This window comes from Thermosynechococcus sp. HY596 (assembly GCF_030518715.1).
Classification (GTDB): domain Bacteria; phylum Cyanobacteriota; class Cyanobacteriia; order Thermosynechococcales; family Thermosynechococcaceae; genus Thermosynechococcus.
Window position 1 is genome coordinate 817,869 of record NZ_CP130346.1, and the last position, 13,007, is coordinate 830,875.

15 protein-coding genes are annotated in these 13,007 nt (G+C 53.4%); 11 read left to right on the top strand and 4 right to left on the bottom strand.

What is annotated here, in order from left to right; all coding sequences use genetic code 11:
* Positions 1–3 precede the first annotated feature (3 nt).
* On the top strand, positions 4–1,524 hold the full coding sequence (gene cobA, locus QYC28_RS04175; protein WP_302679892.1) for a uroporphyrinogen-III C-methyltransferase: 1,521 nt from the start codon (positions 4–6) through the stop codon (positions 1,522–1,524).
* Positions 1,525–1,585: 61 nt separating this feature from the next.
* Positions 1,586–2,176, top strand: a complete 591-nt coding sequence (locus tag QYC28_RS04180) for a chromophore lyase CpcT/CpeT (RefSeq protein ID WP_149818459.1) — start codon at positions 1,586–1,588, stop codon at positions 2,174–2,176.
* Here the strand turns inward: QYC28_RS04180 and lgt are convergent.
* The 3 genes from lgt to rpmI are packed head-to-tail and all read right to left on the bottom strand — an operon-like array spanning position 2,173 to position 3,583.
* Positions 2,173–2,979 (bottom strand): prolipoprotein diacylglyceryl transferase, encoded by an 807-nt coding sequence (lgt, locus tag QYC28_RS04185; protein ID WP_149818461.1) that lies wholly within the window; start codon positions 2,977–2,979, stop codon positions 2,173–2,175. The genes QYC28_RS04180 and lgt overlap by 4 nt on opposite strands.
* A gap of 14 nt (positions 2,980–2,993) precedes the next feature.
* Positions 2,994–3,344, bottom strand: a complete 351-nt coding sequence (gene rplT / locus QYC28_RS04190; protein WP_286626737.1) for a 50S ribosomal protein L20 — start codon at positions 3,342–3,344, stop codon at positions 2,994–2,996.
* Positions 3,345–3,385: 41 nt separating this feature from the next.
* On the bottom strand, positions 3,386–3,583 hold the full coding sequence (gene rpmI, locus QYC28_RS04195; protein WP_149818467.1) for a 50S ribosomal protein L35: 198 nt from the start codon (positions 3,581–3,583) through the stop codon (positions 3,386–3,388).
* Positions 3,584–3,648: 65 nt separating this feature from the next.
* Between rpmI and QYC28_RS04200 the strand changes: the two genes are divergently transcribed.
* From QYC28_RS04200 to QYC28_RS04210, 3 genes are read left to right on the top strand one after another with little or no spacing between them, the layout of a single operon-like run.
* Complete coding sequence (locus QYC28_RS04200; RefSeq protein ID WP_149818469.1) at positions 3,649–4,047, top strand: hypothetical protein; 399 nt, start codon at positions 3,649–3,651, stop codon at positions 4,045–4,047.
* Positions 4,048–4,779, top strand: coding sequence for a photosystem II S4 domain protein (locus tag QYC28_RS04205; RefSeq protein WP_149818471.1), 732 nt, complete (start codon positions 4,048–4,050; stop codon positions 4,777–4,779).
* A 4-nt stretch (positions 4,780–4,783) separates the two neighbouring features.
* A complete protein-coding gene (locus QYC28_RS04210) occupies positions 4,784–5,575 on the top strand; it encodes a YdcF family protein (RefSeq protein ID WP_149818473.1) in 792 nt (263 codons plus the stop codon).
* On the opposite strand, the gene QYC28_RS04215 is transcribed toward QYC28_RS04210, so the two are convergent.
* On the bottom strand, positions 5,572–6,459 hold the full coding sequence (locus QYC28_RS04215; protein WP_302679893.1) for an alpha/beta fold hydrolase: 888 nt from the start codon (positions 6,457–6,459) through the stop codon (positions 5,572–5,574). The genes QYC28_RS04210 and QYC28_RS04215 overlap by 4 nt on opposite strands.
* Before the next feature lie 265 nt (positions 6,460–6,724).
* Here QYC28_RS04215 and QYC28_RS04220 point away from each other — a divergent pair, with 265 nt between their 5' ends.
* The 6 genes from QYC28_RS04220 (at position 6,725) to QYC28_RS04245 (ending at position 13,003) form a co-directional block, all read left to right on the top strand.
* Positions 6,725–7,732: a PstS family phosphate ABC transporter substrate-binding protein gene (locus QYC28_RS04220; protein WP_302679894.1), complete on the top strand. Its 1,008-nt coding sequence runs from the start codon at positions 6,725–6,727 to the stop codon at positions 7,730–7,732.
* A gap of 135 nt (positions 7,733–7,867) precedes the next feature.
* Positions 7,868–8,881: a phosphate ABC transporter permease subunit PstC gene (pstC, locus tag QYC28_RS04225; RefSeq protein ID WP_310828903.1), complete on the top strand. Its 1,014-nt coding sequence runs from the start codon at positions 7,868–7,870 to the stop codon at positions 8,879–8,881.
* A 2-nt stretch (positions 8,882–8,883) separates the two neighbouring features.
* A complete protein-coding gene (gene pstA / locus QYC28_RS04230; RefSeq protein ID WP_149818481.1) occupies positions 8,884–9,831 on the top strand; it encodes a phosphate ABC transporter permease PstA in 948 nt (315 codons plus the stop codon).
* Complete coding sequence (gene pstB, locus QYC28_RS04235) at positions 9,825–10,628, top strand: phosphate ABC transporter ATP-binding protein PstB (protein ID WP_149818483.1); 804 nt, start codon at positions 9,825–9,827, stop codon at positions 10,626–10,628. Before pstA ends, pstB begins: the two co-directional genes overlap by 7 nt.
* 110 nt (positions 10,629–10,738) lie before the next feature.
* Entirely contained in the window at positions 10,739–12,301 is a 1,563-nt protein-coding gene (locus QYC28_RS04240; protein ID WP_302679895.1) for a polysaccharide deacetylase family protein, read from the top strand.
* Positions 12,302–12,331: 30 nt separating this feature from the next.
* Entirely contained in the window at positions 12,332–13,003 is a 672-nt protein-coding gene (locus QYC28_RS04245; RefSeq protein WP_149818487.1) for a Uma2 family endonuclease, read from the top strand.
* Positions 13,004–13,007: the final 4 nt, after the last annotated feature.

A 13,007-nucleotide genomic window follows, 5' to 3' on the forward strand; every position in this document is an offset into this window, starting at 1 on the left:
GCGTTGACGATCTATTTTGTGGGGGCAGGCCTAGGTTCACTTGGCTATCTCACCTTGGCCGCTTGGGTTTGTCTACAGCAGGCGCAGGTGGTTCTTTACGATGCGCTTGTTTCCCCAGACCTCCTAGACCTTACACCCCCCGATTGTTTGCGAGTCGCGGTGGGCAAGCGGGCAGGGGCTGAGGCTGTTCCCCAATCAGAAATCAACCGCCTTTTAGTGGACTACGGCCAGCAGTATGAACGGGTTGTCCGCCTCAAAAGTGGCGATCCGGGACTGTTTGGCCGTTTGCATCAGGAACTTGAGGCTGTCTTGGGGGCAGGTTTAGAGGCTGTAGTGATTGCGGGGGCGTCCTCAGCGCTAGCGGCACCTTTATTGGCGGGTCTCTGTGTTACAGCAAAGGACGTGAGTCAATCCGTAGCGATTCTATCGGGGCATGCGCCAGAAACCCTTCCTTGGGCAGCGATCGCCCAAATGGAGACGCTGATTTTTTTGATGGCCACCCGTTCCCTGCGATATATTGCCGAGCAATTGCTGAGGCAGGGGCGATCGCCCGCTGAGGGATTGGCCATTCTGCACTGGGCAGGGCAACCCCAGCAACAATTCTGGTTTGGCACCCTAGAGAGTTACCTGAAGACGCCTGACTTTCCAGACATGGCTCCTGCGGTCGTTGTCATTGGCGCGATCGCCCAAAAACGCTACCCTTTGGCTAGTCTAGATCTGGTCTTCCCTGAATTTTTGAAGATTTCCCCATCAGCCATGTCTGCGCTCCACGGCAAAACCATTCTCGTCACCCGGGCAGCAGTGCAAGCGAGTGACTTTACGCAGCAACTGACAGCCGCCGGTGCCACCGTTTTAGAAATGCCGACACTGGAAATCGTTCCCCCCAGTTCTTGGCAGCCCCTCGATCAGGCTTTGGCGCAACTCAATACCTTTGACTGGCTCATTCTCACGTCCCACAATGCCGTTAGCTTTTTTATGGAACGGTTACAGCATCATGGCAAGGATGGTCGTACCCTCGCCGGTCTCAAGATTGCTGTTGTTGGCGAAAAAACCGCCCAAACCCTCAGCAGTTACGGCTTAGTGGCTGACTTCACCCCCAGTGAATTTGTCGCCGATGCCCTAGTGGCAGAATTCCCAGAACCTGTAGCGGGGTTGCGTTTTCTCTTCCCACGGGTTGAAAAGGGTGGGCGACCCGTGCTACTAGAGACCTTTACAGCGGCTGGGGCTGAGGTTGTTGAGGTGCCCGCCTACGATTCCCGCTGTCCCCAAACCGTTGATGCCCAAGTCTTAGGGGCGCTGCAAGGGGGTCAAGTGGATATGGTCACGTTTACCAGTTCTAAGACGGTGAAACACTTTTGCCAATTGGTGGGTGCGCAGGCGGCAGAGTTACTTCAGAATGTGCAGATTGCCAGTATTGGCCCGCAAACCTCGCAAACTTGTCGCGAACTCTTGGGACGGGTGGATACTGAAGCCACAGAGCATACCCTTGAGGGACTCCTTCAGGCGTTATTACGGATCACTTAGTGCTTTGGGTGCACCAATCCGCTAGTGTGAAAAAAGGACTGTTGTAAGGCAATTGTGGAGCATGACACACGCAACCGATGTGCTGACCCTTGGCCGTTGGATGGCGGCGGATTTTAGTAACCAAGCCCAAGCCTTTGAGAATCCCCCCTTCTATGCCCATATTCGGGTGTGTATGCGCCCTCTGCCCAGTGGTCTTCTAGAGGGCATTGCCCTTTATGTGGAACAGGCCTATGACTATCTTCTAGGTGTTCCCTACCGCACACGGGTTTTAGAACTGGTGCCCGCCAATGATCACATTGTGATTAAAAATTACATACTCAAGGATGAAAAACGCTTCTTTGGGGCAGCTCGCGATCGCCAGCGGCTTCAGGCGATGACAGCCGATGATTTGGAACTCCTCTGTGGCTGCAATATGCTCACCTACTGGACAGGGCACAGCTTTCGCGGTGAAGTGGAGCCGGGCAAAGCCTGTAAAGTCGTACGTAAAGGACGGGAAACCTATCTTGATAGCACGTTTGAAATTGATGGCGATCGCTTCATTAGCCACGATCGCGGACGGGATCCCGAAACCGATGAGCACGTTTGGGGCTCCGTGGCAGGTCCCTTTCACTTTGTGCGCTGGCAGAGCTTTGCTGATGAAATTATTGCCTAGGCGGTTTGCCAATCTGGTAACGGTTTGCCTTGGTAATAGAGGCGAAAGAGTCCCCAAGCCCCTAGGGCGATCGCCACCAAGCTAACCACTTGGGCAATTCGCAGCGGCCCCAACATCAGGCTGTCCATGCGCAGTCCTTCAATCCAGAAGCGACCCAAGCTGTAGGCAATGGCATAGACCAAAAGCAGGGTGCCGGGTTTTTGATAGCGAGGTTGACGAAAGAGCCACAGCAGGAGAACAAAGACTCCTAGGTTCCAAAGGGACTCATAGAGAAACGTGGGGTGGTAATAGGCTTCGTTGATTAGCGCCGGGGGACGCTGCGGCGCGGGGATATAGAGTTTCCACGGCAAATCCGTAGGGGCACCAAAGGCCTCAGAGTTAAAGAAATTGCCCCAGCGTCCAATGGCCTGTCCCAAAATTAGTGAAGGGGCAATGACATCCGCCACTTGCCAAAAGGAAAGCCGCTGCACGTACGTAAAGATCGCCATCGCTAGCATACCGCCGAGGATGGCACCGTGAATGGCAATGCCGCCTTTCCAAATTTGCACCACTTGATCTAAGTGCTTTTGGTAAAAGCCCCAGTTAAAGGCGACGTAATAGAGCCGTGCAGCGGGAATAGCGGCAACCACAAGCCAAATCGACAGATCCGCAATCAGATCAGGATCAATCTGCCGCTGGCGTGCCAAGCGCTGACTCAGCCAAATGCCAATAAAGACGGCGGCAGCAATGAGTAGGCCGTACCATCGTAGGGTGATGAACCCTAGCTCAAGGGTGGCACCGGGGGATTGGAAAGTGGCGATCATGCCTAGAATAGGTTCTAAACAGCGCGAGCAGTCTGAATGACAGTGGCAAAGGCGTCCGTATCCAACACCGCCAATTGAGCCAGCATCTTGCGATTGAGGTGAATATCGGCTTTTTTCAGGGCGCCCATGAGTTGACTGTAGCTCATGCCATGTTGACGCGCAGCAGCGTTAATCCGCGCAATCCAGAGCCGCCGAAAGTCCCGTTTGCGCCGCCGCCGATCGCGATAGGCATTGCACAGTGCCTTCATGACCACCTGATTGGCGGTGCGGAAGAGCTTGGAGTGCCCCGCACGATAGCCCTTGGCGAGCTTGAGAATTTTTTTACGCCGTTTGCGGGCAACGTTACCCCGTTTGACCCTTGCCATAGTTCAATTTCACCCTTGATCAAAAACTGAAAATTTATCAATTAAGCGTAGGGCAGCATCAGCGATACTCGCTCAAAATCCCGTGGATCGACGAGGGCCTTGTGGGAAAGACGATTCTTGCGATCGCTCCCCTTATGTTCGAGTAAGTGATTTTTGTTGGCCTTACGGCGGACAAACTTACCACTGCCCGTCGTCCGAAATCGTTTGGCAGCAGCACGACGTGTTTTTAGCTTTGGCATAGCCTTGCCCTATTTTAGACACAGCTTACTAATGTACTATTTTGAAGAGAGTCTTGGCAAGCTGCATGGAACTGGAGTTCATTCCTGTCGAAGAGTTTTATTTTGCCCTTACCTTGGCCATGCGCACCCTAGAAGATTTAGGCGATGCGGCATTTGTGGAGCGGGTGCGATCGCGCTTGCAGGAGCGGTTTGGTCAAGCCTCAACGGTTGCTGCCGGCAAGCAAAACACTTTTAACTATGTCTTTCGCGTCAAGGGGGTGGACAATAGCCCCGCCCCACAGCTCATGCTATCCATCGCCGACTGGCAGGGGAAAATCCGCCTCAGCAGTGACTATGGCTGGACATTGGATGCACAGCGCAAAACCATCCGCACTGAGAAATTTGGCGATCGCCCCCAGTTTTGCCAACAGGTGAAAGCCCACTTAGCCCAGTGGCTGGAACTGCCGGAATTTCTTGAGGTCTAAATGTTTGACCTAGGGACCGCCCTTGACACAGCCATTAAAACTTGGTCGGTGGTGCATACCCCCTTTTTGTCCCCCGATCAGGTGGTGCAGGCACTCCGCACCCTTGAGCAACGGGCCGATGTTCATGGTCTCGCCTGGGGGGGGTACCCGCAAGCGGAACGCTGTCGGCTGGCGATCGCCCCCACTGAACTTAGTCTTGAAGAGCAACAGCCGCCCCTTGCTTTGGTGCGAATCACAGGCAACTTTCTCTTTGATCCCGCCACCTACAGTGATTTTGAGCGAGCGATCGCCAATGCCGGTCTCGATGACGGCGATTATGGGGATGTGATTCTCCTTGGGGAACGGGGGGCACAGGTCATTCTCATCCCTGAAAAAGTCCCTACTTTACAAGAACACTTAAAACAAGTGCGGACTGTAGCGGTGACCGTCGATCTCTGTGACTGGTCAGAACTGGCCGTAGCGCCCCCCCAACGGAAATCCCTCAGTACCGTCGAAGCATCATTGCGCTTGGATGCTGTGGCCTCAGCCGGGTTTGGCGTCTCCCGCAGTAAAATGAGCGACTGGATTAGCCAAGGACTGGTGCGGGTCAACTGGCAAGTGGTGCAACAACCGCGGTATCTGCTCAAGGTGAATGACCTCATTGCCATTCGCGGCAAAGGGCGATTACGGATTCAAGACATTCAAGTTACCAAGAAAGAGCGCTACCGCATCCAGATGGAGCGCATTCGCTAAGACTATGGATCTGCTGCTGTCGAAATTACTGCCGCCATTGCTGTATCCATTGCCCTTGGCCTGTTGGGCATTGATTTTTGCCATTGTTCGCTTTTGGCGTGCTCCCAAACAGGCGGCGATCGCCCTCGTGATTGCCCTGAGCATTTTACTCCTGAGCGGCAATGACTATGTGGCAACAGCGCTTATTGCTTCCCTAGAGCGACAGTATTTACCCCCTGATCCCATGCCCAAAGCTGCCGCGATCGTTGTTCTCGGTGGGGCGGTTGTCCCGCAAACGGCGCCGAGGCCTTGGGTAGAAGTCACGGAAGGGGGCGATCGCATCCTCTACGGTGCCCACCTCTTTCGCCAAGGCTATGCCCCCTATCTCATCCTCAGTGGGGGTCGCATTGACTGGCTCGGCGAAACCTTTCAGCGGGGAGAAGCAGCAGACATGGCGGAAATTGCCACCACCTGCGGTGTGCCGATGGACAAGATGCTGCTGGACACCACCGCACTGAATACCTATGAAAATGCCGTGAATGTCAAAGCGCTTCTTGAGCAGCATCAAATTCAGGGGAATCTGCTGCTGGTGACATCCGCCTACCACATGCCCCGCTCCGTCGCCATTTTTCGCCGTTTGGGAATGAAGGTGATCCCGGCACCGACGGACTATCGGTACCTGTCGATCGCGCGATCGCCCACCTGGCAAAACTTGCTGCTCAGCCTGATCCCCAATCCCTCCAACGTGGACATCACCACGATCGCCCTACGGGAATACCAAGGTCTGCTCGTTTACAAACTCAGAGGTTGGCTTTAGAGACCCTGAGCACGCAGAAACCCTTGACACGCCTCCACAAAAGCAGGGGCTGACTCATAGGGCAGGACATTGCGCCCCGCAATCACAACTCCCTCAGCATTGGGAAATGTCTTGGTATAAAATTGCAACCGTTTTGCAGGGGATTCAGCCCCACCCTCCCGACTGATACTAGAGGCTTGGTCTCCCATCACCACAAACACTGGCTGCCCAGTCTGCTGCATTTTCTGACGATAGTCCCGCCGCCAAAAACCCGACAGGAATGAATACACCCCATGGCGACTCTCAAGGTCAGCACAACCAGCGGCCAGCATCTTTAGCCACTCATCATCCACATCCTCAGGCTTGGCAAAAAGCTGATTGATTGAAAACTGCCGCAGGAAACTTTCTTGGCGGGCATAGAGATAAAAGCCCCAACCCAAGGGAGAATCAAAAAGATTCCAGCGCACCCTTTGCCATGTGGGATCAGTGTTTTCAGACACCAAAGCGGCGGCGGGGGGGCCACTGAGGATCATTGCCCTGACTACTTGGGGATCAAGGTAGACTAGCTCCATCGCTACGGGAAACAATGCCCCTTGGACAACGAGAATCACCGCTTGGCGAATCTCAGAGGCGATAAAGACCTGTAACTGAGCCGCCCAATCTTCGGGGTAATAGGCAATGTGGGGTAGGGCACTCTGGCCACAGCCGAGCAAGTCAGGAATGTAGAATGAGTAACCTTCCCCTTGGGACTGCCAATGGCTCACACAGCGATCCCAGAACCGCCCAGAGAGGCCAACCCCCACTGGATGGACAAAAACAATGGGGGTATGCCCTTCTTCACCACTGAGACGATAAGTGCAGGGAAAGCCCTGCCACCGATAGGTTTTAGAAACAAATGACAGCATTGCAAACAGCCCTTGGCGATTTCCCTGACACTGAACCAGCGGGTATGGAACCCACCTCAACAATATGGCTAATCCCTAACATTGGGTAGGAATTTTAACCAAATCTTTCCCTTGGTTTAACCTATCCCCTAGAAACGTTGCGTATTCTGACGGAAGGGTAGTTTGATCGGTTCGCCTGCCTGCAACCTCTTGGCAGCCGTCAAGCCAAGACCCCAAGGGTTCAAGTCTTTGGGAAACGCTGTTTACTCCGCTAGGAGAGATTACTATGTTCACATCTGTAAAGAGCTATGCTCGTTTTGGTGTCGTCGCCGCGGTCGCGGCTCTGTCGGGTAGCCTGATTCCTGCTGCTTTATCCCAAGGGACACCTACGATTCGCATTGATGGCTCCAGCACCGTTTTCCCCATTACCGAAGCTGTCGCTGAAGCCTTCCAAAAAGCCCAAGGGGGCAAAGTCCGTGTAACCGTCGGTGTGTCTGGTACAGGCGGTGGCTTCAAGAAGTTCTGCCGCGGTGAAACGGATATTTCCAACGCCTCACGCCCCATTTTGGCCAAGGAAATTGCTGACTGCCGCGCTGCTGGCATCAACTTTATTGAACTGCCAGTGGCCTACGATGCTCTCACGGTAGTGGTTCATCCCCAAAATACTTGGGCAACAAGCTTAACGGTTGCTGAATTGAAGCGGATTTGGGAACCCGATTCTAAAATCAATAACTGGAGCCAAGTGCGCCAAGGTTTCCCCAATATTCCTTTGAAACTCTTTGGGCCAGGTGCCGACTCTGGAACCTTTGACTATTTCACAGAGGCCATCAATGGTAAATCAAAAGTCAGTCGCAAGGATTTCACCGCCAGCGAGGATGATAATGTGCTAGTCCAAGGTATCACTCGCGATCGCGGTGCGCTTGGATACTTTGGTTTTGCCTACTATGCGGAAAACCGCAATCGGCTCAAAGCGGTTGCCATTGACAACGGCAAAGGCCCTGTTCCACCTTCCGAGCAAAACGTGCTGAATGGGACATACCAGCCCCTCTCCCGTCCCATCTTTATCTACGTCAACGCTAGGTCAGCGCAGCGGCCTGAAGTACGGCAGTTTGTCACCTACTACCTCAATAATGCCCCAGCCATGGTGAAAAAGGTGAAATATGTGCCTCTGCCGACTAGTGCCTACCGCACGATTCTGGCTAACTTCAACCGCAACCGTGTGGGTACGATCTTTGGGGGCAAAGAGGCTATTGGCTTGACGATCAACCAACTGCTGAGGATGCAACCCCAATAGATTGATATTTTGATTTAATGAAGGGTGTGAGGTATCAGCCCTCCACCCTTTTTTCCCATTTTGTCAACCTCAGTCGTTGATTCTCTCAAAAGATAAATTCCAACTAAAAGATTTTTGCTTGCTGGAATAATACCCATGGTAGAACAGCCCCTACCCTACTCAACGAAGCTCCCCGTCGCCTTGCCATCCCGCACTGTGAGGATTTGGCGGGAGCGGATCATTGCTAGCATTCTATTTTTGGCAGCAATCTCATCGGTCGTGACCACGCTTGTCATCATCTATATCCTGTTTACCGAAACAGTGATCTTCTTTGAAAAGGTGATGGAGCTGCATCAAGAGTCCCTCTTTGAAGCGTTGGTGGAGTTCTTTACGAGTACGGACTGGTCACCTCTGATTGAGCCTATTGGAATCGGCATCTTACCCTTGCTCTCTGGAACCTTCACGACCTGCTTTGTGGCCAGTTGCGTGGCTATTCCCCTTGGCACGATTGCGGCCATCTATCTGAGTGAGTTTGCACCCGCCAAAATGCGGGAGATCCTCAAGCCTATCCTTGAAATCTTGGCGGGTATCCCCACGGTTGTTTACGGCTACTTTGCCCTTTTGGTGGTCACTCCCTTTCTCCAGAAAATCATTCTTGGCGTTCAGCAATTTTTTAATCCTGGCAAGGAACCTTGGGAATATTTTGAGCTGCCTGGTTTTAACATGTTGGGGGCAGGTATTGTGGTGGGACTAATGGTGCTGCCCTATATTGCCAGTTTGACAGAAGATGCCCTCCAAGCTGTTCCTTTGCAACTGCGGGAGGGATCCTATGCAATGGGGGCAACGCGTTTGCAAACAGCAATCAAGGTTCTCATGCCGGCTGCTATCTCTGGCATTATGGCCGCCTATATTCTGGGGCTGGCACGGGCAATTGGCGAAACAATGATTGTGGCCGTGGCCGCTGGGTTACAGCCCAAATTCACCTTTAATCCCTTAGAAGGAGCCTCCACAACTACCGCCTTCATTGTCTCGGTCAGTTTAGGGGATCTCCCCCATGGCTCATTGGAATATCAATCTATTTTTGCCGCTGGGATCATGCTGTTTTTTGCCACACTGATTCTCAATGTGGCGGGGTACTTCTTTAGTCGTCGCTATCGTGAGGTGTACTAGCTATGCCTAGCCAGCACCCGCTTTTGAGTAACCTCCGCAACCCCATCGCCATCGCTGCCTCCATTCGCTCTCGCACCCGTTGGGAACGTTTTTTCATTGTTCTAGGGTGGTTTTCCCTAGCTGTAGCGCTCTTAACACTGATTTTTTTGGTCTCTGACCTTTTTCTGCGCGGCCTGCCAATGCTTAACTGGAAATTCTTCACTTCGCCCCCCAGTAGCGATCCAGAAGAGGCAGGCATCCTCACGGCATGGGTGGGGAGTTTGTTGGTCATTCTTGTAACGGCGTTCGTGGCCATTCCTTTGGGGATTGCGGCGGGCATTTACCTCGAAGAATATGCTCCCAAAAACTGGCTGTTGGATTTCATTGAGGTCAATATCACGAACCTAGCAGGCGTGCCCTCGATTATCTATGGTCTGCTGGCTCTCGGTTTCTTTGTCTATATCCTCAACTGGGGTGAGAGCATTCTCACAGCTGGGTTTACACTGGCACTGCTGATTTTACCCGTGGTGATTGTGACCACCCGCGAGTCCTTGCGCGCCATTCCCCAAGGCATTCGGGAGGCGGCCTATGCGGTTGGTTCGAGTCGCTGGCAAGTAATTGCCGATCATGTGCTGCCCTACTCGATGGGGGGGATCCTCACGGGGATCATTGTGGGTATTTCCCGTGCGATTGGTGAGACGGCGCCCCTGATCACGATTGGTGCTTTGACGTTTATCACGTTCTTGCCAGATCCACCGATTCAAAGCGAGTTTCCCTACATTTCCTTTAAGTGGATTTGGTCTCCCTTTACGGTGCTGCCGATTCAGATGTTTAACTGGGTTTCCCGTCCTCAAGAGGCCTTTCAAGTGAATGCTGCAGCGGCTGGGATTGTCCTACTGGTGTTGACGCTGGCGGTGAATGCAACAGCTATTTATCTACGCTATCGTTTTAGGAAGAGTATCAAATGGTAAAACCTACAGATTGGGTCGTGGCTACCGAGAACGAGCCACTGAAAAAGCTGGCAGAAGTTCGGGACTTGAACTTTTACTACGGTGGCAAGCAGGCTCTGAAAAACATCAACTTGCCGGTCTATGAAAAGAAAGTTACGGCACTGATTGGGCCTTCAGGTTGTGGCAAGACCACGTTGCTGCGTTGCTTTAACCGCATGCATGATCTGTATCCCGGCAATCGCTACGAGGGGGAAATTTGGTTGGGGGATGAGCAACCGCGTAACCTCCTGCAAATGGATCCAATCGAAGTGCGGATGCAGATTGGCATGGTCTTCCAAAAGCCCAATCCTTTCCCCAAGTCGATTTACGAAAACGTTGCCTATGGATTGCGGGTGCGCGGCATCAATAACCGTGCGATCCTCGATGAGGTGGTGGAGCGATCGCTCCGTCGTGCTGCCCTGTGGGATGAGGTCAAAGATCGTCAGAAGGAACCGGGCACGTCTCTGTCGGGCGGTCAGCAGCAGCGGCTCTGTATTGCCCGTGCCCTAGCCACTGATCCAGAGATTATTCTCTTTGACGAGCCAACATCGGCATTGGATCCGATTGCCACGGTCAGTATTGAGAACCTGATTAGCGAACTCAAGGAGCAAGTGACGATTCTGATTGTGACCCATAACATGCAGCAGGCGATTCGTATTTCCCAGTTCACCGCCTTTATGTATTTGGGCGAAATCGTTGAGTACAACGAAACCATGTCCATCTTCACGAAGCCAGTGGAACAGAAGACTGCCGATTACGTGAGTGGTCGCTTTGGTTGATCGCTGCGTCAAGTCCGCTTGAGAATGTGGTCTAAGAGGTAAGGTGTGGTTGTGAATCGATCGCTACCCTAGGGCTAGTAGTTATTCGTTCTCGCTCTAGGAGCGCAGTTATGGTGGCATCGCTGGAGTCAACGGTCAGGGAGATTTCACCTCAGGCGATCGCCCGTGAATTAGCGCGCCGCCTTGCGCCGCAGGCCACCTATGTGCGTGTCGCTCACTCCGCCGAAGGCTGGAAAATTCTCCTAGAGGCAGAGCAAATTCCCGATCAACGCACCTGCCTTGATGTCTTGGTTGCTTTTTTAAGTCCTGTCCTACCCCAATCCATTGATGTCTATGGGCGACAGTTGGGGGGGCAGCGCCCTGCATGGGGAGTACGTCTGCGGCCTCGGCCGGTTGCAACCCCCACACCCACAACAGTTCGCGATCGCCAGCTTGAACCCTTAGCTTTAGCGGCCAGTGTCTTAGGAATCTTTGGTTTAGGAGCCGTCGGCCAATGGCAGTCTCCCAGTGTTTGGTTGGCAGCAGCACCCGAACCCACCGTTGAACAAGTGCGATCGGTCATTCTTAATGCTGCGCCCATTTTGACTCCCGCCCGCCCACCCCTGTGGCACCACTACTCACCCCCTGAGGCCTTTCGTGGCCATGTGTTTAATCGGGTTGCGTTACCCCCTGAGCAAAAGTTGGTGGCACTGACCTTTGATGATGGCCCTGATCCGACCTACACGCCCCAAGTGCTCGACATTCTTGCCCAAGAAAAGGTCAAAGCGACATTTTTTGCCATTGCCAGAGCCGTTGCAGCGCGCCCAAAATTAGCGCAGCGCATTGTTAGGGAAGGTCATGTCTTGGCCAACCACTCTTGGAGCCACGGCTACCATTACTTTAATCCTGCGGCTGCCCAGCACGAGGTGGATCAAAGCCAACAATTGATAGAAGACATCACTGAGGCAAATATCAAGCTCTTTCGACCACCGGGGGGAAGTCTCCATAATGGTCTGGTGAGTCGCGCCAGCCAACAGGGCTACGGTGTGGTAATGTGGTCAGTAGATCCACAGGATTGGTTACCTCGCCAAACGAGCGATCGCATTGTCAACACAGTTGTCCAGCAGGCGCATGCCGGTGCCATTGTTCTGCTCCATGATGGGGGTGGCTCTCGGCGAGCAACGGTTGCAGCCTTGCCCAGAATCATTGCCGAACTGCGAGCTAAGGGCTATCAATTTGTTACTGTTCCTGAGTTGATTGCCGCTCAAGAGCCAACGAGTCTACCAGAACCCCCTTCTTGGCTGACGATTCAAGAAACGGCGCAGCTTCAGCAGTTGATTCTGCAACTAGAGACCCGCATTCAAGTTTTAGAAAAAGAGCTAAAGACTACACCCCCATGGGCGATCGCCGAACGGGAGTACCTAGCGGCCACCCTACGGGAGCAACAGGCAGCTCTGTCTTGGGTGCAACAACGGCTGGCCTTTGAACAAGCTGCTGAAGGTCAATATCAAGCGGCTCTCAAACTGGCGGAGCAGGCGACGCTTGCCGCTAAAGCACAACAATCATCAGTGGCTAAGACCTTGTGGCAGCGGGCGATCGCCACCCTAGACAGCATTCCCAACACGGCTTTTGTTGCCCCCCTTGCCCAAATCAAGCAGCGACAATATAGCCGCAGAATGCACCAACTACAATAAAGGCAGCACGCGGATCCTCAACAGCCTGCCATGACAATTGAACACCCAGTGCAACTGCCGCCCCTTGAAAATGGCGATCGCCTGACGCGGGACGAATTTGAGCGTCGCTACGCGGCTATGCCCCACCTGAAAAAAGCAGAACTGATTGAGGGAATTGTTTACGTGGCTTCTCCCCTACGCTACCGCAGTCACGGTCAACCTCACCTATTCCTAATCACTTGGCTGGGCACCTACTGTGCAGCCACACCGGGGGTTGAAGCGGCAGATGCTCCGACTATTCGCCTAGATGCCGATAATGAACCGCAACCCGATGCCATTTTACGCCTCAGCCACGGGGGGCGATCGCGAATTACTGCTGATGACTATATTGAGGGCGCGCCAGAACTCGTAGTTGAAATTGCCGCCAGCAGTGCTGCCTACGACCTGCACGATAAGCTCAGGGTGTACCGCCGCAATGGCGTTCAGGAATATCTTGTCTGGTGTACCTACGATCGCCAAATCCACTGGTTCTCCCTTGAAGCAGGGGAATACCAGCCCCTCACTGCTGATGCTGAGGGCATCATCCGCAGTCGCCAATTTCCTGGACTCTGGCTCGCCCCTGAGGCATTACTCGCCCATGATCTGGGTACTGTCTTGCGAGTGCTCCAACAGGGAATTGCCACCCCTGAACATCAAGCGTTTGTGGCTCGCCAGCAGCGATAGAGAG

Bases quoted from the DNA above. Each gene is read 5' to 3' on its own strand.
- QYC28_RS04180 (WP_149818459.1), top strand. From the start codon at position 1,586: ATGACACACGCAACCGATGTGCTGACCCTTGGCCGTTGGATGGCGGCG.
- lgt (WP_149818461.1), bottom strand. From the start codon at position 2,979: ATGATCGCCACTTTCCAATCCCCCGGTGCCACCCTTGAGCTAGGGTTC.
- rplT (WP_286626737.1), bottom strand. From the start codon at position 3,344: ATGGCAAGGGTCAAACGGGGTAACGTTGCCCGCAAACGGCGTAAAAAA.
- rpmI (WP_149818467.1), bottom strand. From the start codon at position 3,583: ATGCCAAAGCTAAAAACACGTCGTGCTGCTGCCAAACGATTTCGGACG.
- QYC28_RS04200 (WP_149818469.1), top strand. From the start codon at position 3,649: ATGGAACTGGAGTTCATTCCTGTCGAAGAGTTTTATTTTGCCCTTACC.
- QYC28_RS04205 (WP_149818471.1), top strand. From the start codon at position 4,048: ATGTTTGACCTAGGGACCGCCCTTGACACAGCCATTAAAACTTGGTCG.
- QYC28_RS04210 (WP_149818473.1), top strand. From the start codon at position 4,784: ATGGATCTGCTGCTGTCGAAATTACTGCCGCCATTGCTGTATCCATTG.
- QYC28_RS04215 (WP_302679893.1), bottom strand. From the start codon at position 6,459: ATGCTGTCATTTGTTTCTAAAACCTATCGGTGGCAGGGCTTTCCCTGC.
- QYC28_RS04220 (WP_302679894.1), top strand. From the start codon at position 6,725: ATGTTCACATCTGTAAAGAGCTATGCTCGTTTTGGTGTCGTCGCCGCG.
- pstC (WP_310828903.1), top strand. From the start codon at position 7,868: ATGGTAGAACAGCCCCTACCCTACTCAACGAAGCTCCCCGTCGCCTTG.
- pstA (WP_149818481.1), top strand. From the start codon at position 8,884: ATGCCTAGCCAGCACCCGCTTTTGAGTAACCTCCGCAACCCCATCGCC.
- pstB (WP_149818483.1), top strand. From the start codon at position 9,825: ATGGTAAAACCTACAGATTGGGTCGTGGCTACCGAGAACGAGCCACTG.
- QYC28_RS04240 (WP_302679895.1), top strand. From the start codon at position 10,739: ATGGTGGCATCGCTGGAGTCAACGGTCAGGGAGATTTCACCTCAGGCG.
- QYC28_RS04245 (WP_149818487.1), top strand. From the start codon at position 12,332: ATGACAATTGAACACCCAGTGCAACTGCCGCCCCTTGAAAATGGCGAT.